The 18727-nt window shown below is 70.0% G+C and carries 19 protein-coding genes and 2 tRNA genes; 6 read left to right on the top strand and 15 right to left on the bottom strand.

Features of this window, described 5'->3' with window-relative positions; genetic code table 11:
* Window positions 1-114 precede the first annotated feature (114 nt).
* Window positions 115-747 carry a hypothetical protein gene (locus HC031_RS15155; RefSeq protein ID WP_167925944.1) on the top strand — a complete coding sequence of 211 codons (633 nt, stop codon included), beginning with the start codon at window positions 115-117 and terminating at the stop codon, window positions 745-747.
* Window positions 748-1020: 273 nt separating this feature from the next.
* Here the strand turns inward: HC031_RS15155 and HC031_RS15160 are convergent, their stop codons facing one another.
* The 3 genes from HC031_RS15160 to HC031_RS33910 form a co-directional block, all read right to left on the bottom strand.
* Window positions 1021-1434 (bottom strand): hypothetical protein, encoded by a 414-nt coding sequence (locus tag HC031_RS15160; RefSeq protein WP_167925945.1) that lies wholly within the window; start codon window positions 1432-1434, stop codon window positions 1021-1023.
* A 136-nt stretch (window positions 1435-1570) separates the two neighbouring features.
* Entirely contained in the window at window positions 1571-1885 is a 315-nt protein-coding gene (locus tag HC031_RS15165) for a transcriptional regulator (RefSeq protein WP_167925946.1), read from the bottom strand.
* Entirely contained in the window at window positions 1882-2076 is a 195-nt protein-coding gene (locus HC031_RS33910) for a type II toxin-antitoxin system RelE/ParE family toxin (protein WP_167926028.1), read from the bottom strand. The genes HC031_RS15165 and HC031_RS33910 overlap by 4 nt, the downstream gene beginning before the upstream one ends.
* 127 nt (window positions 2077-2203) lie before the next feature.
* On the opposite strand from HC031_RS33910, the gene HC031_RS15175 reads away from it, so the two are divergent.
* Both HC031_RS15175 and HC031_RS15180 read left to right on the top strand, forming a co-directional pair.
* Window positions 2204-2461 (top strand): type II toxin-antitoxin system Phd/YefM family antitoxin, encoded by a 258-nt coding sequence (locus HC031_RS15175; RefSeq protein ID WP_167925947.1) that lies wholly within the window; start codon window positions 2204-2206, stop codon window positions 2459-2461.
* On the top strand, window positions 2458-2832 hold the full coding sequence (locus tag HC031_RS15180) for a PIN domain-containing protein (RefSeq protein ID WP_167925948.1): 375 nt from the start codon (window positions 2458-2460) through the stop codon (window positions 2830-2832). Before HC031_RS15175 ends, HC031_RS15180 begins: the two co-directional genes overlap by 4 nt.
* A 79-nt stretch (window positions 2833-2911) precedes the next feature.
* Here HC031_RS15180 and HC031_RS15185 read toward each other — a convergent pair.
* Both HC031_RS15185 and HC031_RS15190 read right to left on the bottom strand, forming a co-directional pair.
* Window positions 2912-2988: transfer RNA gene (locus tag HC031_RS15185), tRNA-Ile, on the bottom strand.
* 112 nt (window positions 2989-3100) lie between these two features.
* Window positions 3101-3176 (bottom strand) — tRNA-Asn (locus HC031_RS15190).
* 261 nt (window positions 3177-3437) lie between these two features.
* Between HC031_RS15190 and HC031_RS33130 the strand changes: the two genes are divergently transcribed.
* Entirely contained in the window at window positions 3438-3929 is a 492-nt protein-coding gene (locus tag HC031_RS33130; RefSeq protein WP_240942527.1) for a hypothetical protein, read from the top strand.
* Between the two features lie 65 nt (window positions 3930-3994).
* Here HC031_RS33130 and HC031_RS15200 read toward each other — a convergent pair whose 3' ends face one another.
* From HC031_RS15200 to dnaG, 5 genes are all read right to left on the bottom strand, one after another.
* Window positions 3995-4807, bottom strand: coding sequence for an ABC transporter permease (locus HC031_RS15200; RefSeq protein ID WP_167925949.1), 813 nt, complete (start codon window positions 4805-4807; stop codon window positions 3995-3997).
* 11 nt (window positions 4808-4818) lie between these two features.
* Window positions 4819-5583 (bottom strand): ABC transporter permease, encoded by a 765-nt coding sequence (locus tag HC031_RS15205; RefSeq protein ID WP_167925950.1) that lies wholly within the window; start codon window positions 5581-5583, stop codon window positions 4819-4821.
* Window positions 5584-5585: 2 nt separating this feature from the next.
* The gene (locus HC031_RS15210; RefSeq protein WP_167925951.1) at window positions 5586-6518 is read right to left on the bottom strand and encodes an ATP-binding cassette domain-containing protein; all 933 of its coding nucleotides are present in this window, start codon (window positions 6516-6518) and stop codon (window positions 5586-5588) included.
* A 419-nt stretch (window positions 6519-6937) separates the two neighbouring features.
* The gene (locus HC031_RS15215; protein ID WP_167925952.1) at window positions 6938-7447 is read right to left on the bottom strand and encodes a hypothetical protein; all 510 of its coding nucleotides are present in this window, start codon (window positions 7445-7447) and stop codon (window positions 6938-6940) included.
* Complete coding sequence (gene dnaG / locus HC031_RS15220; protein ID WP_167925953.1) at window positions 7447-9330, bottom strand: DNA primase; 1884 nt, start codon at window positions 9328-9330, stop codon at window positions 7447-7449. The genes HC031_RS15215 and dnaG overlap by 1 nt, the downstream gene beginning before the upstream one ends.
* A 107-nt stretch (window positions 9331-9437) precedes the next feature.
* Between dnaG and HC031_RS15225 the strand changes: the two genes are divergently transcribed.
* Together HC031_RS15225 and HC031_RS33135 are read left to right on the top strand one after the other, a co-directional pair.
* The gene (locus HC031_RS15225) at window positions 9438-10127 is read left to right on the top strand and encodes a SanA/YdcF family protein (protein WP_167925954.1); all 690 of its coding nucleotides are present in this window, start codon (window positions 9438-9440) and stop codon (window positions 10125-10127) included.
* 152 nt (window positions 10128-10279) lie between these two features.
* A complete protein-coding gene (locus HC031_RS33135) occupies window positions 10280-11947 on the top strand; it encodes a methyl-accepting chemotaxis protein (protein WP_240942529.1) in 1668 nt (555 codons plus the stop codon).
* 71 nt (window positions 11948-12018) lie between these two features.
* On the opposite strand, the gene HC031_RS15235 is transcribed toward HC031_RS33135, so the two are convergent.
* From HC031_RS15235 to ppdK, 5 genes are all read right to left on the bottom strand, one after another.
* Entirely contained in the window at window positions 12019-13257 is a 1239-nt protein-coding gene (locus HC031_RS15235) for a deoxyguanosinetriphosphate triphosphohydrolase (RefSeq protein ID WP_167925955.1), read from the bottom strand.
* A 9-nt stretch (window positions 13258-13266) separates the two neighbouring features.
* Window positions 13267-14469, bottom strand: a complete 1203-nt coding sequence (locus HC031_RS15240) for an AI-2E family transporter (RefSeq protein WP_167925956.1) — start codon at window positions 14467-14469, stop codon at window positions 13267-13269.
* A gap of 69 nt (window positions 14470-14538) precedes the next feature.
* Window positions 14539-15084, bottom strand: a complete 546-nt coding sequence (locus tag HC031_RS15245) for a hypothetical protein (RefSeq protein WP_167925957.1) — start codon at window positions 15082-15084, stop codon at window positions 14539-14541.
* Between the two features lie 152 nt (window positions 15085-15236).
* The gene (locus HC031_RS15250; RefSeq protein WP_167925958.1) at window positions 15237-15593 is read right to left on the bottom strand and encodes a VOC family protein; all 357 of its coding nucleotides are present in this window, start codon (window positions 15591-15593) and stop codon (window positions 15237-15239) included.
* Between the two features lie 90 nt (window positions 15594-15683).
* Window positions 15684-18389 carry a pyruvate, phosphate dikinase gene (ppdK, locus tag HC031_RS15255; RefSeq protein WP_338090668.1) on the bottom strand — a complete coding sequence of 902 codons (2706 nt, stop codon included), beginning with the start codon at window positions 18387-18389 and terminating at the stop codon, window positions 15684-15686.
* Window positions 18390-18727: the final 338 nt, after the last annotated feature.

Genomic DNA, 18727 nt, shown 5'->3' on the forward strand with positions numbered 1-18727 from the left:
GGTGCCGACCGCGGCACGACGACGCCACGGGTCCGCAGGGCCGACGCTGAGGACGCGCCGCCGACGGGCGGCAATCACACGCAGCGCAGAGCGCTGCATCTCGTGGAGGAAGCCATGACCATGAACGTGAGGCGCCTTGGCGGATGGGCGCTCATCGTCGGCACGATCGTCGCGGCGGTGGGCTACCTCGCCGCCAACCTGCTCGCGCCGGGCAGCGGCGAAGAGGTGTTTCGCTACCAGTACTGGCCGCTGTTCGAGTTGATCGCGCTGATCGGGGACGTCATCATCGCGCTGGGGCTGCCGGTGATCCTGACCTTCGCGGGACGCGCGCCGAAGCTGCACATCATCGGCTACACCGGCATCTTCGCCGCGCTGGTGATGCTCAACGTCGGCGAGGGCACGACCGAGGCGTTCGTCAAGCCGTACCTGGTCGATCACGGCGGTATCCCCGCAGAGGAACCGGCCGGCTTCGCAGCCTTCGGGGGCGTCGCGCTACTGGCCCTGGTCGTCGGCTCGATCTGCCTCGGCATCGCCATCCTCAGGGCCCGGACGCTGCCATGGTGGATCGGGGCCGCGATGATCGTCTCGTGCATCGGCGGCGCCCTCGGGCTGCCCGGGGCCTGGTTCCTGCTGCCGGACTGCATCTTCTTCGCAACGCTGTTCGCCATCGGCACCTTCGCCGTGCGGGGGCGTACGGAGCGTGCTTCCGCGACGATCGAGCAGGCAGTGGTCAGCCCAGCGGGGTGATCCTTACCGCCCCGGCGGTCGCGCCTGTTCGCCCCGACATCGACGGGCCTGCCCTCCTCGCTGGCGTTGCGATGCCCGGCCGACGCCGGACGTCTCGAACCAGCGAGGAGGGCCGCCACGGTGATGGCTGGCGCAACGCAAGGTCCTTTCGCCACGGCTTCGCCTGCCAGCCCTCAGCACGCTACGGAAGGCCGAACAACCTTCGATCAACCATGGCGTGCAAAGCAGACGAAATCTCGATGGTGGGCAATCCGGTCGAGGACCGCGGTGTGGTCACCCAATGACGGCAACGGTGAAGGCGAGTGCGGTTGTGGCCCAGGCGAGCAGGCCGTGGCCGCTTTCGGCGAGTCGCGGATAGGTCCAGGCCGGCGGCCCGCCAGCCTCGGGCGTGGGCCGGCCACGGCGGTGGGCACGGTGCCACGGCACGGCCAGGACCGTGCCGATCAGAGTGGTGAACAGCAGCTGCACGGCCGCGGCCCAGGCGAGTATTCGGACGCCGGTCGCCAGATGCAGTGCCCAGGGGATGCCGCTGGCCGTGCCCAGGGTGAAGTTGGCGATCAACGTCACCAGGTAACCGCTGGCCACACCCTCGTCGTGCAGCCCGTCACGGCGGACGAACATCGCGAGCATCCGCGCCCCGGTGACCTCGGTGGCCAGCCACAGCGCCAGCACCGCCCACGGCATCACGTCACACCTCCCTACCGGCACCGTCACCAGAGCGGTTGCGCCCGGCAGCCTCGCGCGACTCGTAGCCTTCCGCCTGGGTGTCCTCGTCGGCCACCCGCACTCCATAGCGGTAGGAAATCCTGGCACCCAACCCGACTCAGGCGATCTGCCGTAGGTCGTTGCCGTAGTCGAAGATGATCCGCATCCGGGCACCCAGCGCTCGTGCGTACCGGCTCAAGGTAGCCACCTCGTTGACGTCGAGGTCACCGTTCTCGATCTGACTGATCCGGCCGGGTGAGACGCCCATGATCTCGGCGACCTGACGTTGGGTCAGCCCCAACCGCTTGCGCTCCTCGGCGAGGTGGTAAGCGCTGGCCCACGCTTCCGTGCGGGCCCTCTCTGCGGCGAGGGCCTCATCGTCCCCGTCGTGCAGCTCGGCGCGGATGTCGTCCCAGTCGTGGAACTCGGTCATGAGCCCTCCCTCCGTTTCCTCTCCACGGCTAACCAAGTGTCGTATGCGGCTTCCGCCATCGGGATCGCCGTCTTGTACCAGCGTGTCCAATCGCCCGCCTCGTTCCCGGCCACCAGCAGGACCGCCTGCGACCACGGGTCGAAGACGAACAGCACCCGGATCGCCGCGGCCTGAGCGCTGTGCGATACCAGCTTGAACGCTCACCGACCAGCAGCGCTGTGCGCCGAATCCTCTGCTGTCGCCTGGAGCGATCGCTGCAGTCCACACCCTAGCCAGCTCACACACGGTGGACTAACCTCTTAGCTAAGGAGGTGCCGCATGACGAGCGACGCCGCAGCGCAGTTCAACATCCACGACGCCAAGACCAATCTGTCTCGCATCATCGACCGGGTGGAACACGGCGAAGAGATCGTCATCAGCCGGGCGGGCACTCCGGTCGCGAAAGTCATCCCACTGAACCGCAAGGTGCATCGCAGCGGGCGCGGGTCACTGCGCGGGAAGCTCCTCGCGACGGAGGATTGGGACTCGCCCGAAGTGAACGAGACCATCGCACTCGACTTCGGCTTGGCGCAGTGAGACTTCTCCTGGACACCCACGTCATCCTCGGGTGGCTGACTGACGATCCCACGCTGTCGGACGAGATCAAGAGTTCGATCGACAGCGAGCCGAACATCTATGTCAGTCCCGCCACCATCTGGGAGATCGCGATCAAGCAGACGCTCGGCAAGCTCAAGGGGCCGATCGACCTACCGGAACGAATCCGCGACTGTGGATTCACCGAGCTGCCGATCAGGTCGCCGCACGCCATTGCCGCAGGCCGGCTCCCGATGATCCATCGCGATCCCTTCGACCGGATGCTGGTGGCACAGGCGCAGTGTGAGGACCTGACCCTGGTGACCAGGGATCCCGAAATCCAGAAGTACGAGGTTTCCGTCCTCGCGGCGTGACCAGAGCCGATGCCGCTATCCAACAGCAACTGCAGCCGCACGATGCAACCACGTGACGACGCCAGGCGAGTCAAGCCACTGGTGGGGCGGGTGGGACTCGAACCCACGACCGGAGGATTATGAGTCCTCTGCTCTAACCGGCTGAGCTACCGCCCCGGCGGGCACAGCTTACCGAGCCGCCCCTGCGCACGTGCACCCACAGCCTTCGCCGCGCGGGTCGCCCCCCTGACGACGATCGCCCGCCGGATGCGGCGGGCGATCGGGTTGGTGGCTCCCCCGTTTGGACTCGAACCAAAAACCTGCCGGTTAACAGCCGGCTGCTCTGCCAATTGAGCTACGGGGGACCGCTGTCGACCTTGCTGGGCGACGCGACAAGAGTACACAACGATTCGGGGGTTCGCGCTACCGGGTTGCCGAAACACGCCGGGAGGAAGTTGAACGAGCCCTTGGAGCCCACTACCCACCGACAAATCGCCCATAGCGCTTCCGTCCGGGCCGCGCGTGTAGAGGCAGGGCCAGACGGGTACAGAAATAGGCACACGCGGGCGGGCGCGAGCGGTCCAGCGCGGACCCACATGTGCTTCGCGTAGAAGGAGGAGGTCGCTATGCGCGGCAAGCTGATGTTCCTCGCTGGCCTCGGAGCCGGGTTCGTGCTCGGTTCGCGGGCGGGGCGGGAGAAGTATGAGGAGCTGGTCCAGACAGCCCGCAAGGTGCGGGAAAACCCGACGGTCCAGGAGGCCGCCGGAGTCGTCCAGGAGCAGGCCAACAAGATCGTCTCCGGCGGCAAGGAGAAGCTGAGCAACAGCAAGCTGGCCGACACCAAGGTCGGCGAGAAGTTGATCAGCGCGATGGAGACCGAGCCGGGCACCCGGACGGAGCGCACCGAATCGCTGGCCACGGCTGGCGCACGGTCCACCGGCACGACGGGCACGACCACCGGCACCGGCACCACCGGCACGACGACGACCGGCAGTGCCACGACGACGCCGCGGACCCCTGGCTCCAACACCACGACGACGACCGGCGAGGCCGCCACCACCGCCGGTGGCGCCACCACCACGCCGAGGCCCGGCGGCACCACCCCGCGTGGTCGCTGAGCCTGACGAACACCGGTTACGGGTGGTCCCGCTGACAGCGGGACCACCCGTAACCGCATTCAGCGTCATCTGCAGAGCAGACGTCCCATGCGGCGGCCGGCGATCGTCAGGCCGACCGACGCGAGCGCGACCAGGTATGCCGTGTGGCCGAGCAGGCCCCAGTTCAGCGTGCCGGTAGTCAATCCGCGCAACAGCTCCACGCCGTGGTAGAGCGGGGTCACCTGCACCAGGACCTGCACGCCCCACGGGTACGAGTCGGCCGGGGCGAACGTGCCGGAGAACAGGAACAGGGCGAACTGCACCACCATGACGTAGTCGAAGTCCTGCCAGCTGCGCACGTACGTGGCGACGGCCATGCCCAGGCCACCGAAGGCGAAGCCGACGATCACGGTCGCCGGGAACGCCACGAGGGCCCAGCCGACCGTCGTCAATTGCATGCCGACCATCATCACGAGGAAGGCGAGCGAGTAGCTCGAGCCGCGCACGAGGCCCCACATCAGCTCGCCGAGCGCCACCTCGAACGGCTGGACGGGCGTGGCGAGCACGGCGTCGTAGAGCCGCATGTACCTCATCTTCCCGACCATGTTCATCGCCTCGGTCAACGCGCCGTTCATCGCCGAGGCGGCCAGCATCGCGGGCGCGACGAACGCCGCGTACGAGATCGTGCGACCGTCGGGCAGCGTGAAGGTCTTGATCAGCGCGCCGACGCCGAGGCCGATGGAGAGCAGGTAGAGCACCGGCTCGAAGAAGCCCGAGACGAGAGCCCACCAGTACCCGAAATGGCGGGCGGCCGCCACGTTGCGTCCGGTGACGGCGGCCGCGCGCCGCACGCGCGCGTCGGCGCGGGCGGCCAGGCGTGGCAACAGGAGGGTGACCATCGCCTCTCCCCTCAGTCCGCGAGCCGGCGACGGAAGCGGTGCGTCGCGAGCAGGTATCCGACCACGCTCCACACGGCCAGGTAGCCGAGGTGGGCCCACACGCCCCACGCGGTGGCCGTGCCGAGCGTCGCCGCGCGGCTCAGCTCCACGCCGTGCCACAGCGGCGAGACGTACGCCAGGATCCGGGCCCACAGCGGCAGGGACCCGACGGGGAAGAACACCCCGGCGAACAGCGTCATGGGGATGACCGCGACGCGCAGGAGCACCGCGAACAGGCCCTCGGTGCTGATGCTGGCGCTGTAGGCGAACACGGGCGCCGCCGTGGCGAGCCCGACCAGCACCGCCACCGGCAGCGCGGCGGGGGCCCATGCCGAGTGCAGCGTGCCGAACAGGCCCATCACGACCAGGAAGCCGGCCGCCGACAGCCCGACGCGCAGGAGGACGTATCCGATGTGCCCGCGCACCATGTCGGTCACGCGTACCGGGGTGGCCTGCATCGCGTGGTACATCCGGTGCCATTTGAAGCCCGAGTACACCGGCCAGGTCGACTCCCCCACGGCGATCTGCAACGCCGTCGAGGCGAGCAGCCCCGGCGCGATGAAGTCGACGTACCGCACGCTCAAGCCCCCGGCCCGGTCGACGTAACCGCCGACCGTGAAGCCCATGGCCAGCAGGAACAGCACCGGCAGCAGGAACGAGCTGAGCACCGAGCCGCGCCAGGTGCGCCGGTAGGCCACGAGCTGATGCTCGAAGACCGCGTACGTCGGGCGGATCATCGTCAGTCCACCAGCGTCCGGCCGGTCAGGTGCAGGAACACGTCTTCGAGGCCGCTGCGGCGCACGAGGACGCTGGAGGGCCGCAGCGCGCGGTCGGCGACGGCGGCCACGGCGAGGTCGCCGTCGGCGGCGTAGAGCAGGATCCGGTCGGGCAGCAGCTCGAGCCGCTCTCCGATCCCCTCGAGCTTGCCGACGTAGGTGTCCAGCGCGGCCTCGGCGAAGCGCAGCTCGACGACCTCCCGGGTGGAGTAGCGCTCGATCAGCTGCCGGGGCGAGCCCTCCGCCACGATCTTCCCGCCGTCCATGACGACGAGCCGGTCGCACAACTGCTCCGCCTCGTCCATGTAGTGGGTGGTGAGCACGAGGGTCACCCCGCGCTGCTTGAGCTGGAACAGCCGCTCCCACACCAGGTGGCGGGCCTGCGGGTCGAGGCCGGTCGTCGGCTCGTCGAGCAGCACGATCGCGGGCTCGTTGACCAGCGCCCGGGCGATCGTGAGACGTCGTTTCATGCCGCCCGACAGCGGCTCCACCGTGTCGTCGGCCCGCTCGGTCAGCTGGACGAACTCGATCAGCTCGTCCGCGCGCTGCCGGGCGACCTTGCGCGGGATGCCGAAGTACCGCGCGTACACGATGAGGTTTTCCCGGACGGTCAGCTCGGGGTCGAGCGAGTCCTGCTGCGGGCAGACCCCCAGCCGGGCGCGGATGGCGGACCCGGCGCGCACCGGGTCCATGCCGAGCACCCGCAGCGTGCCGCCGGTGGGCGGGGACACGCAGCCGATCATGCGCATCGTGGAGGACTTGCCGGCGCCGTTGGGGCCGAGGAACCCGAAGGCCTCGCCGGCGCGGACCTCGAGGTCGATACCGGCGACCGCGGTGAAGTCTCCGAAGCGCTTCACCAGGCCATGGGCGGCGATGAGTGGCTCTGCGACCGACACCTTCGGACCCTAACCCGGCCGTACGACAGAACCGCCACCGATTAACGCTAGTGCTTTGACGACAAACGTTGGCCGGGTTCTGTCGGAACCGTGTGATGGGGTGTGGTCCATGCCACCACCGGGCACCGCGACCTGGTCGCGGCCGCCACCATCGCCACCCGCACCCCGGGCGGCGCAGCCACCACCACCGAGGTTGTGTCGCCGGGGGTGGTCACGCACCGTCGAGCCGGCCGACACCTACCCGGTCGAGGCCGCGCCCGGCGTGACCCCCGCCGTCCGGATCAACGGACGGCGACGCGGGTCGGTTGGCCAGCGGTGGCCCGCCCCACCACCAGCGTGGGGAGTCGCTCGACCACATCCCGTGGCGAGGATCCACCACATGCCACCGGCAAACCCGGTGAACGTCAGTGGACGCCGCACTAGAGGCTGGACCGGCCGTACTCGACGAGCTCGGCGGTGAGCGTCGCGATCTCGGGCCCGCCCGGGTCCACCCCTTCGTCGTAGCGCACCGTCCAGCGCAGCCCGTTCACGCCGGGTACCCGGCGGGCCACCACCCGTACTCCCCCGCCGCCCGGTAACGGGTGGTGCTGGGTGTACGCGATCGACTTCGTCACGCGGGCGTGCACCTGCGCCGGTACCTGATCCGGTTCGAGCAGCGTGTGCACCACGGCCGGCCGGTCGGCCACGATGACGTACCCCTCGCCGGCGCCGACCTCGCCGGCCGGGACCAGTCCGAGCTGGCGGCCCGACCAGGTGGCCTTGTGGACCTCGTGCCAGCCCAGCCGCTCCTGCGCGCCGGGCAGCCAGATCCCGTACGTGGTCAGCACCACCACATCCTGACCGGTCGGCGCCCAGGCGACGATCCGCTCGTCGCCTTCGAGCTTCGGGCGCTGCTCGGTCGGCAGTTTCCGGCGTCGGAACAGTGCCACTACAGACCTCCCGCCGCCTGGTTGCGCAGCGCTTGTGCGTGCTGTTCGAGCGACACCAGCTCACCGAACAGCCGCATGTACTCATCCACATTGGTCACCGGGTTGAGCCGCTGCAGCTTCGACTTGAGATCGGCGATCGCGCGGGTCGCCGAGGGCAGTTGCAGCCGGGCGAGCATGATCGTCACGTACCTCGGGTCGGGCTCACCGGCCAGGTGCAGCGGCTCGACGGCCAGTTCGGCGACGAGCGCCTTCGCGGCGAGGTCGTCGCAGCAGTCCCGGACCTGGTCGACCCAGCCCACCCCGTCGGTCGCGGTGGCCGCCCCACCGGCTTCGGCGATCGCCGTCCGGAGGGCCGCGTGCACCGGGTGGGCGTACGCCCCGGCGTCGACCTCGTCGAACATCGGTCCGGCGAGCACCGGGCACTGCAGCGCCAGCTTCAACGCCTCCCGTTCGACCGTCCGTTGGGGACTGTCGGCGTCCGGCTCGCGGGCGGCCCGCCGGGGCGCCGCCGCGACCGGCTCCTCACCGCGAGCGGCCTGCGCGACGAACCGCTGTACCGTCTCGATCTCCATGCCCAGGTCACCGGCGAGCTTGCGGCTGTACTCCGGCCGCAGCGCCCGGTCTTTGATCTTCGCGACGAGCGGCGCGGTGGCCCGCAGCGCCGCGACCCGCCCCTCGGCGGTGTCGAGGTCGTAGCGCGAGAGCACCGAGCGCAGCGCGAAGGCCAGCAGCGGTTCCCGGCGCGCGACCAGGTCCCGTACGGCGACGTCGCCCTTTGCCAGGCGAAGCTCGCAGGGGTCCATGTTGTCGGGGCTGACCGCGATGAAGGTCTGCGCGACGAACCGCTGGTCGTCCTCGAACGCCCGCAGCGCCGCCTTCTGGCCGGCCGCGTCGCCGTCGAACGTAAAGATGATCTCCCCGCGGTAGGCGTCGGTGTCCATCAGCAGCCGGCGCAGCACGCCGATGTGGTCGGCGCCGAAGGCGGTGCCGCAGGTGGCCACCGCGGTCGGTACGCCGGCGAGATGGCAGGACATCACGTCGGTGTACCCCTCGACGATCACCGCCCGGCCCTGCTTGGCGATCTCCCGCTTGGCCAGGTCGATGCCGTAGAGCACGTGCGATTTCTTGTAGATCGGCGTCTCGGGGGTGTTGAGGTACTTCGGACCGTCGTCGTCGTCGAAGAGCTTGCGCGCGCCGAAGCCGATGACGTCGCCGGAGATCTCCTTGATCGGCCACAGCAACCGGCGGCGGAACCGGTCGATGAGGCTGCCGGAGCGCGCCTCCCGCGACAGCCCCGCCGTGACCAGCTCCTCGCCGGTGAAGCCGCGCTGCCGCAGATGCCGGGTCAGCAGGTCCCAGCCGTCCGGGGCGAACCCGCAGCCGTAACGCTCCGCCGCGGCGCGGTCGAACCCGCGCTCGGCCAGGAACTCGCGGGCCGGCCGCGCGCCGCGGGTACCCAGCTGCTCGGCGTAGAAGCGGGCCGCCTCGGCGTGCGCGGCGATCAGGCGTTGCTTCTGGCCGGTCTGGCGTACCGGCGCCGGCCCGGCCTCCTCGTAGCGCAGCTGCACGCCGGCCCGGCCGGCCAGCCGCTCGATCGCCTCCGCGAACGTCAGGTGGTCGATCTCCATGACGAAGTTGATGGCGTCGCCGCCCGCGCCACAGCCGAAGCAGTGGTAGAAGCCCCGGGTCGGGGTGACGTTGAACGACGGCGACTTCTCGTCGTGGAAGGGGCACAGGCCCTTGAGGTTGCCCCCACCGGCCGGTTTGAGCGTCACATGCTCGGAGATCACGTCGACGATGGAGGTCCGCTCACGTACCAGCGCGATGTCCTCATCCCGAATCCGCCCTGCCAACGCGCGCGTCCCCCCTCTCGTCGGATACATCCTGCCTGACCGCCTCCCCACGGTAGTCGCCGGTCGGCAGCCGACCGGCCGGCGTGCGCCGGCCTGTTAGCGTGCGCGACCAGTAGATCAACGGCGGGGGTGGACGGATGAGCACGCCGATGAGGCCCGACGAGCCGTGCCGGCGCGGCCGCTGGCCACGGCTGGTCCGCAGGTTCGCGCCGCTCGGACTGGCCCTGGCGCTCCTGCTCCTGGCGCCCACGATCTGGCTGCGGCTGGCGTCCCTGGGGCACATCCACGATCAGGGCAGGGCGCCGGTGGCCATCGTGTTCGGCGCGCAGTTGGCCCCGGGCGGCACACAGCCGATGCCGTTCCTGCGGGGCCGGCTCGACACCGCCGTCGACCTGGTCCGCAGCGGGCGGGCGAAGGCCGTGCTGGTCTCGGGCGACGCGCACGGCGGGTCCGGCGACGAGGTGACGGCGATGAGCCGCTATCTCGTCGCACACGGCGTGCCCGCGCACCGGATCGTGGTCGACGGGTACGGCCTGGACAGCTACGACACCTGCCGGCGGGCGCACGACGTGTACGGGGTGCGCCGGGCGCTGCTGGTCAGCCAGGGGTTCCACCTGCCGCGCGCCGTGTCGCTGTGCCGCTCGCTCGGCATCGACGCCGACGGCGTGGCCGCCGGGTGTCGCGGCTGCCAGACGGTCACGATCGCGTACAACACGGCTCGCGAGATCGCCGCGGCGTGGAAGGCCGTCTACGACCGGGTCAGCGACCGCCCGCCGGCCGTGGTCTCGCCGGCGAACCAGCAGCTCACGGCGGCGTTGCAAGGCTAGGTCAGCGGAAGTATTGCCACTTTTTAGACATTCCCCGTCAAGCCGGGCGCCAGCCTGCCGATGAGTCCACCCGGCAACCAACGCGCCACGGACAACCGCACGACGTCCGGACAGGCCCCGACGGGCCGGCGCGCAGCAAGTGAGAGGAACAAATGAACGCCGCGGCACGCTTCGACCAACGGAAGGAGCGTCCCAGCGGCGCTCCCCTCCGAGGACTGCACTTCTTCGACAACCTGGGTATCCGCACCCGCATCTTCGCGATCGTCGCCGTCCTCGCTCTCGGCATCGCCGTCGTGGCCGTGGCCGCCACCGTGGGCAGCAACACCGTCAACAAGCGCCAGGCGGAGTGGAGCCGCGCGATCGCCGTCGAGCAGAGCGTGGACCAGGGTCGGTACAACCTGCTCTGGCTCGCCAACTGGCAGAACATCACCGCGTGGAAGGCCCGGACCGAGGGCGGCGCCGCCGCGGCGGCCGAGGGCGGCGACAACCTGAAGAACTACCAGGACGGCGTGCAGGGCTTCGAGAAGAACATCTTCGGGCTGAACCCCTCCCAACTGACGCCCCAGGGCCGGACCAGCCTGAGCCGCATCCGCCAGCAGTGGGACAGCTACCTCGACTACAACAACCAGATCTTCGCGCTCTGGCGGTCGGGCAAGCTCGACGAAGGTGACGCCGTCTCCGCAGGCCCCAAGTGGAACATCTTCTTCGACATCTCCACCTCGCTGGACAAGCTGCGCGCCTCCGTGCAGGGTCAGGTCGCGGCGAGCAGGACCGCGATCGAGAGCACCCGTACGTCGACGAGCCGGACCACGATGCTGGTCGCCGCGCTCGCCATCCTGATCGGCGGCGGCCTCGCGTGGCTGGTCTCGGGCCGTCTGATCGCCGGACTGCTGCGGGTGCGGCACGGCCTGGCCCAGCTGGCGGGCGGCAACCTCGCCGTGGCCGTTCCGGTGAGCTCGCGCGACGAGTCCGGGCAGATGGCCGAGGCGCTGAACACCGCGGTGCGGAACATGGCCGGCATGGTCAGCGGAATCACGGCGACCGCGCAGACGCTGTCGACCGCCGCCGACGAGATGAACGCCTCGGCCCATGACATCGCCACCTCGGCGGAAGAGGCCAGCACCCAGGCGGGAGTCGTGGCCACCGCGGCCGAGGAGGTCTCGCGCAGCGTCCAGACGGTCGCCACCGGCAGCGAGGAGATGGGGGCCTCCATCCGCGAGATCGCACACAACGCGAACGAGGCCGCGCGCGTAGCGTCCCAGGCGGTCAAGGTGGCCGGGCAGACCCACGAGACGGTCGCGAAGCTCGGTGACTCCTCGGCGGAGATCGGAAACGTGGTGAAGCTGATCACCTCGATCGCGGAGCAGACCAACCTGCTCGCGCTGAACGCCACCATCGAGGCGGCCCGGGCCGGCGAGGCCGGCCGGGGCTTCGCGGTCGTCGCGAACGAGGTGAAGGAACTGGCCCAGGAGACGGCGCGGGCCACCGAGGACATCTCCCGCCGGGTCGTCGCGATCCAGTCGGACACCTCGGGAGTGGTCGAAGCGATCGGGGAGATCTCTCAGATCATCAACCACATCAACGAGTACCAGACCACGATCGCGTCGGCCGTGGAGGAGCAGACGGCCACCACGAGCGAGATCAACCGCAGCGTGACCGAGGCGGCGTCCGGTTCCGGGCAGATCGCGGCCAACATCACCACGGTCGCTTCGGCGACCGCCGCGACGACGACGGGCGCGACGCGCAGCCGCCGGACCTCGGCCGAACTGGCCCGGCTCTCCAACGATCTCAGCGCGATGGTCTCGGAGTTCACCCTGTAGCCGGGATTCGCGGCCAGATCTTGGGGAGTTCGACTCGCATACGGTGTCGAACTCCCCAAGATCCACGCCGTTCAGCCGATGAGCCGCCGGTGCCATTCGACGGCGGCCGGATCGGTCAGGCTCGCCACCTGGTCGATCACAACCCGCAGCCGTCCCGCGTCGTCGCCCGCGGCCCGCCAGCGCGGGGCGAAAGCCCGGTCGAGCGCATCGGGCGCGCGTACCGTGAGCGCCGCCACCAGCTCCCGCAGGATCTCCTGCTGCCGGTCGCGCCAGGCCGCCACCGGGCCGCGTCGCATCACGTACCGCAGCGCGATGCCTTTGAGCAGCGCGCACTCGGCCCGCATCCGCGGGGGCACCTCGAGGTCGCACGCGTACCGCCGCAGCGGAGCGTCACCGTGCCGCTCGCGGGTGGCCGTCACCGCACCGGCGACGAAGCGCCCGGTGAGCACACTGGTCACCCGCTTGAGCCCGACCTGGGCGGCATGGCTGCCGTCGTACTCCTCGAGCGGGTCGAACAGCGGGTTGGCGAGCACCTCCGCGAGGACGACCTCCAGGTCCGCCGCCGACTCGGTGGAGTAGCTCGCGGCGACGTCGGCGCAGAGCGCGGCCCGCTCGCCCGCGTCGCGACGCAACTGCCGGAACGGGACGTAGCCGCCGTACACGCCGTCCTCGACGTCGTGCACCGAGTACGCCACGTCATCGGCCCAGTCCATCACCTGGGCCTCCAGGCAGCGGCGCTGCTCGGGGGCGCGGTCACGCAGCCAGTCGAACACCGCCACGTCGTCGGCGTACACGCCGAACTTGCGCATTCCGGGGCGGCGCGGCCACGGGTACTTGGAGACGGCGTCGAGGCTCGCCCGGGTCAGGTTGAGCCCGGCCGACTCTCCGTCCCCGTCGAGAATCTTGGCTTCGAGCCGGGTGAGCACGCGCAGCGTCTGCGCATTGCCCTCGAACCCGCCGCAGGCCTGTGCGACGGAGTCGAGGGCGTCCTCGCCGGTGTGGCCGAACGGGGGGTGCCCGAGATCGTGCGCGAGCCCGGCGGTGTCGACGATGTCGGGGTCACACCCCAGCCGCTCCCCCATCTCCCGCGCGATCTGGGCGACCTCCAGGGAGTGGGTCAGCCGGGTACGCAGGAACTCGTCACTGCCGGCCGTGTGCACCTGCGTCTTCGTCGCGAGCCGCCGGAAGGCCGCCGAGTGCAGCACCCGGGCCCGGTCCCGCTGGAACGGGCTGCGCCAACCGGCGTCGACCGGCCGCGAAGGGTCCTTGGCCGTCTCCCGGACGTACCGCTCGGCGCCATGATCGTTCACTCCCCGAGCCTAACGGCGAGGTGCGACACCGGGAGCAGTCTCGCCGTCAGGGGACGCTTCGCGCTCGGGAACGGCCTCGGCCGGCGGGGGCGGCTGGTGCATGGTCGCGATCGTCGGGGTGATGACCACCTTGACGGCCGCCGCGATCGGGATCGACATCAGCGCGCCGACGACGCCGAGGACGCTCCCGCCGAGCAGCGCGACCAGCAGGACGGCCACCGAGGGCATGTCGACCGTGTTGCGCAGCACCCGTGGCGCGATGAGGTAGTTCTCCACCTGCTGGTACACGACGAAGAACACCAGCACGACGACGCCGGCCGGCCAGACGTCGACCGTGATGATGGTGACCAGGACTCCGATCGCGGCGCCCAGGGTGGCGCCGACGAGCGGGATCAGGTCGGTGATCGCCACGGTGACGGCGAGCGGGAGCGCGAACGGCACCCGCATCAGGCTCAGGCACATGAAGGTGGAGACCCCGGCGAACAGGGAGATGATCAGGTTTCCGATCATGTACGCGCCGACCTTGTCCACCACCACGTTGATGATGTCGGCGACCTGCGGACGGCGCCGGTGCGGGAACAGGCGGACCAGGCCGCGGCGCATCCGCGGCATGTCGACCATGAAGTAGATGGTCAGCACCAGCACGGTGACCGTGGACAGCAGCGCGCCGAGGAACTGCTGTACGAAGCTGACGGCGCTGCCCGCGATCCGGGTCGGCAGGTCCGCGGCGAGCGCGCTGAGGCGATCGGTGATGTGGTACCGGTCGCTGAGCTCCCGGAACGTCCTCGACTCGGCCGGGAGGTCACGCAGGTAGCCCGGCAGGTTGGAGAACAGCTTGCCGCCCTGCTCCACCAGCGGCGGCACGATCGACCAGATGAACACGCCGAAGAGCGCCAGGACGAACACGGTCACCAGGGTGACCGCGGCCGGCCGGCCCAGCCCTTTGCGGACCAGCCAGCGCACCGCGGGGTCGAGGCTGACCGCGATGAACAGCGAGATCGTCACCAGAACGAGGAGGCTGCGCACCGCGTAGAGGGCGTACCCGCCCAGCAGCACCACTCCGACGCCGAGCGTGGCCGCCACCGCCCACCGGAACACCAGGCCGGGCGACACCCGCCGGGGGCTGGGGTCCGGGGCGGCTGTCTCGTCGACACCGGCCGCGCCCACCGGCTCGCCGTCCCCGGCCGGGGTCTTCGCTTCCAACGCCGTCATCGCGCTTCCAGGGCCGTCATGGCCTCACGATGCCAGTCGGCGTCACGTGCGCGCAAAGCCGCGTTCGGTTCACCGCGCCACATCCAGTACGCCGTTGTCGTCGCGGCGCCAACGGCGGCCCAGCACGTCGTTGAAGCAGATCTCGACCCGCATCTCGGCCGAGGGCAGGAGCTTGATCGAGCCGTCCTTGTTGAACCGGGACGGGTCCGGCGTGCCGATGTGGGCCTCCTCGTCGAACCCGGCGAAGATCTGGGGCTCGTCGGAGGGCGGCACGATGTGCACGCGCCGGATCGCGCTCCAGGCCGCGCCTTCGTCCCGGTACGTGATCTCCACGTTGTAGACGGGCATCGGCGACGAGTTGCGGATCGCCGCTCCGACCACGCCGCGCTCGATCGCCTTCTGGAAGGTCTCGCGTTCGCTGATCGGCCAGGCCGCGACGAGCGTGGCCTGCGCGCGTTCGCGCGCCTCCCGCCGGGCCTCGTCGGCGCGGTCGGCGGCGGCGGCCGCGGTGACGAACGCGGCGTACGCCCACCGGGCGGCCAGGGCAGCGAGGACGAGCGCACCGAGCGAGATCACGACGAGAGCCCAGGAGGGCACATCACCCCAGTCCAACATGGGGCGAAACTAGCAAAATGCCCTAAATGCGTGGGCCAACTTCACGACAATCGGCGAGCGTTGCGCGCCACCCGCGGGTACGCCGCCGACGGCGCGGGTACGCCGCTGACGGCCCCGGTACGCCGCTGACGGCTCCGGTACGCCGCTCACGACTACTGCCCGCGGGCGCGGAGAACGCAGAACTCGTTGCCCTCGGGGTCGGCCAGCACGACCCAGTCCGCCTCGTCGCCCTGCCCGATGTCGACCTGGCGGGCGCCCATGTCGACCAGGCGCTCCACCTCTGCCTCCTGGTCGTCCGGGCTCAGGTCGAGGTGCAGCCGGTTCTTGCCGTCCTTGACCTCCCACACCCGGTTGAACAGCAGCTGCGGGTAGACGTCCGCGGCCGGGCCGATCACGACCTCGTCGAGATCCTCCCGCAGCAGCCGGTAGTCGAGCACCTCCGCCCACCAGCGGCCGAGCCGCCCAGGGTCGACCGCATCGACGACCACCGTGTGCCACCGGCTACTCATCCGTCAACCCCCTTGCTGGCCCGGCGCGACGCCGTTGGATCACCCTACGCCGGGCTACACCCGGGCCAGCAAGACCTGGATGGCCGCCGGTCAGCGGCTGTCCGAGCCCTCCGACGCGACCGCGGCCCGTCCCGCCTCGAGCCGGGCCACCGGCACCCGGAACGGCGAGCAGGAGACGTAGTCCAGGCCGGCCTCGTGGAAGAAGTGCACCGAGTCCGGGTCGCCGCCGTGCTCGCCGCAGACGCCGAGCTGCAGGTCGGGCCGGGCGGCCCGACCTTCCTTCGCGGCGAGGCGCACCAGCCGCCCGACGCCGTCCCGGTCGATCGACTCGAACGGCGAGACGCCGAAGATGCCCAGCTCCAGGTACCGGGAGAAGAACGCGGCCTCGACGTCGTCGCGCGAGAAGCCCCACGTCATCTGGGTCAGGTCGTTGGTACCGAAGGAGAAGAACTCGGCGGCCTGGGCGATCTGGCCGGCGTTCAGGGCGGCGCGCGGCAGCTCGATCATGGTGCCGATCATCACGGGTACCTCGACCCCGGCCTTGGTGAAGACGTCGTGCAGCACCTTCTCGGCCTCCGCGCGTACGGTCTCCAGCTCCTGCACGGCGCCGACCAGCGGCACCATGATCTCCGGGTGCGGGTCGCAGCCCTCCTGACGGCACTGCGCGGCGGCTTCGGCGATCGCCCGGATCTGCATCGCGAACAGGCCGGGGATCACCAGGCCGAGGCGTACGCCGCGCAGGCCCAGCATCGGGTTCTGCTCGTGCATCCGGCGGACCGCGACCAGCATCACGCCGTCCTTGCCCGGGTCCTTGCCGGTCGCCTCGGCGACCGCCACCTTCGCCGCCAGGTCCTCCAGACCGGGCAGGAACTCGTGCAACGGCGGGTCGATCAGGCGCACGACCACGGGCTGCCCGTCCATCGCCCGGAAGATCTCCAGGAAGTCAGCCCGCTGCAGCGGCAGCAACGCGTCCAGCGCCGCCTGCCGGTCGGCGTCGGTCTCGGCGAGGATCAACCGCTCGACCAGCTCCCGCCGGTCGCCGAGGAACATGTGCTCGGTACGGCACAGGCCGATGCCCTGGGCACCGAAGCGGCGCGCCCGGGAGGCGTCCTCGCCGGTGTCGGCGTTCGTCCACACGCCCAACCGGCGGACGGAGTCGGCGCGGGTGATGATCCGGTGCACGGCGGCGACCAACGGATCGCACTCCGGCTCGACCTTGCCCTCGAAGTACTGCACGACCGGCGACGGCTGCACCGGCACCTCGCCGAGGTAGATCTTGCCGGTGGTGCCGTCGATCGAGACGACGTCGCCCTCGGACACGGTCTGGCCGTTGACGGTGAACTTCCGGCCCTCGACGTCGACGTCGAGCGCCTCGGCGCCGCACACGCAGGTCTTGCCCATGCCGCGCGCCACCACCGCGGCGTGCGAGGTCTTGCCGCCCCGGCTGGTCAGCACCCCCTGCGCGGCGATCATGCCGGGCAGGTCGTCCGGGTTGGTCTCCCGGCGTACCAGAATGACCTTCTCGCCCTTCGCCCCGAGCTCGGCGGCGCGGTGCGAGTCGAACACCGCCGTGCCGACCGCGGCGCCGGGCGAGGCCGCCACGCCCTTGGCGACCGGCCGGTACTCGCCGTCGGTGGCGAACGTCGGGAACATCAGCTGCGCGAGCTGGGCGCCGTTGACCCGGTTGAGCGCCTCGTCGAGGTCGATGACGCCCTCGTCGACGAGCTGGGTTGCGATGACGAACGCGGCGGCCGCCGTCCGCTTGCCGACCCGGGTCTGCAGCATCCACAGCTTGCCGCGCTCGATGGTGAACTCGATGTCGCACAGGTCCTTGTAGTGGCCCTCCAGGGTGGCCATGATCCGCATCAGCTCGTCGAAGCTGGCCTTGTCGATGCGCTCCAGCTCCTGCAGCGGGACGGTGTTGCGGATGCCGGCGACGACGTCCTCACCCTGGGCGTTCTGCAGGTAGTCGCCGTACACGCCCTGCTCGCCGGTTGCCGGGTCGCGGGTGAACGCGACGCCGGTACCCGAGTCGGCGCCGAGGTTGCCGAACACCATGGCCACCACGTTGACGGCGGTGCCCAGGTCGGCGGGGATGCGCTCCTGGCGGCGGTACAGCACGGCCCGGTCGGAGTTCCAGGAGTTGAAGACCGCCTGGATGGCCAGCGTGAGCTGCTCGCGGGGATCCTGCGGGAAGTCGCGCCCGGTGTGCTCGGAGAAGATCTTCTTGTACTCGTCGACCAGCGCCCGCAGATCGCCGGCGTCCAGGTCGAGGTCGTTGTGGGTGTTCTTGGCCCGTTTGGCGGCCTCCAGCGCGGCTTCGAACGCCTCGCCCGGCACCTCGCAGACGGTCTTGCCGAACATCTGGATCAGGCGGCGGTAGGAGTCCCAGGCGAACCGCTCATTGCCGCCGGCCTGACTGGCCAGCCCCTGCACGCTGGCATCGGTGAGCCCGACGTTGAGAACCGTCTCCATCATGCCGGGCATCGAGAACTTGGCACCGGAACGGACCGAGACCAGCAGCGGATCGTCGCTGTCGCCGAGGCGCTTGCCCATCTTTTCCTCCAGGGCGCGCAGGTGCTGGCTCACCTCCTCGGCCAGTCCCTGCGGTTCGGCGCCGTCGGCCAGGTAGGCCCGGCACGCCTCGGTGCTGATGGTGAAGCCCGGAGGCACCGGCAGGCCGAGGTTCGTCATCTCGGCCAGGTTGGCGCCCTTCCCCCCGAGCAGGTCCTTGAGGTCCTTGTTTCCCTCTTCGAAGTCGTATACGTACTTCGCGGTCGACTGCTGCTGCGCCACGATTACCTCCCGGGACCCACCGATGACAGGGATATCCGCTGTGCTGCCTACTACCCAGTAGGGCGCGTGCCGGAACGGACAGCCGGACGTGTGGCGTCAGGCTAAATGCGCGCGAACGATCTTGGGGAGAGCCAAGTGACGCGTCACATACTGTTGCTTTTTGAGCAGTCCGAATGCGTTTCGGGAAGCGCTCCCATGCGCATGAACACGCATCAAATTCCAGATTTAGCGGCGATGCCGTGATTTGCATTACGGGCGTCACAATGACCATTCGACAAGCCGTCGAACTGAATACCGGGCCTTTCCGCGCGGCCCCTCGTCACAACCTTGGACCTCAG

Source organism: Planosporangium thailandense (genome assembly GCF_011947195.1).
Lineage (GTDB): Bacteria > Actinomycetota > Actinomycetes > Mycobacteriales > Micromonosporaceae > Planosporangium > Planosporangium thailandense.

Excerpts from the sequence above, each read along its gene's own strand:
- HC031_RS15155 (WP_167925944.1), top strand. The coding sequence starts at position 115 with ATGACCATGAACGTGAGGCGCCTTGGCGGATGGGCGCTCATCGTCGGC.
- HC031_RS15165 (WP_167925946.1), bottom strand. The coding sequence starts at position 1,885 with ATGACCGAGTTCCACGACTGGGACGACATCCGCGCCGAGCTGCACGAC.
- HC031_RS15175 (WP_167925947.1), top strand. The coding sequence starts at position 2,204 with ATGACGAGCGACGCCGCAGCGCAGTTCAACATCCACGACGCCAAGACC.
- HC031_RS33130 (WP_240942527.1), top strand. The coding sequence starts at position 3,438 with ATGCGCGGCAAGCTGATGTTCCTCGCTGGCCTCGGAGCCGGGTTCGTG.
- HC031_RS15200 (WP_167925949.1), bottom strand. The coding sequence starts at position 4,807 with ATGGTCACCCTCCTGTTGCCACGCCTGGCCGCCCGCGCCGACGCGCGC.
- HC031_RS15205 (WP_167925950.1), bottom strand. The coding sequence starts at position 5,583 with ATGATCCGCCCGACGTACGCGGTCTTCGAGCATCAGCTCGTGGCCTAC.
- dnaG (WP_167925953.1), bottom strand. The coding sequence starts at position 9,330 with ATGTATCCGACGAGAGGGGGGACGCGCGCGTTGGCAGGGCGGATTCGG.
- HC031_RS15225 (WP_167925954.1), top strand. The coding sequence starts at position 9,438 with ATGAGCACGCCGATGAGGCCCGACGAGCCGTGCCGGCGCGGCCGCTGG.
- HC031_RS33135 (WP_240942529.1), top strand. The coding sequence starts at position 10,280 with ATGAACGCCGCGGCACGCTTCGACCAACGGAAGGAGCGTCCCAGCGGC.
- HC031_RS15240 (WP_167925956.1), bottom strand. The coding sequence starts at position 14,469 with ATGACGGCGTTGGAAGCGAAGACCCCGGCCGGGGACGGCGAGCCGGTG.
- HC031_RS15245 (WP_167925957.1), bottom strand. The coding sequence starts at position 15,084 with ATGTTGGACTGGGGTGATGTGCCCTCCTGGGCTCTCGTCGTGATCTCG.
- HC031_RS15250 (WP_167925958.1), bottom strand. The coding sequence starts at position 15,593 with ATGAGTAGCCGGTGGCACACGGTGGTCGTCGATGCGGTCGACCCTGGG.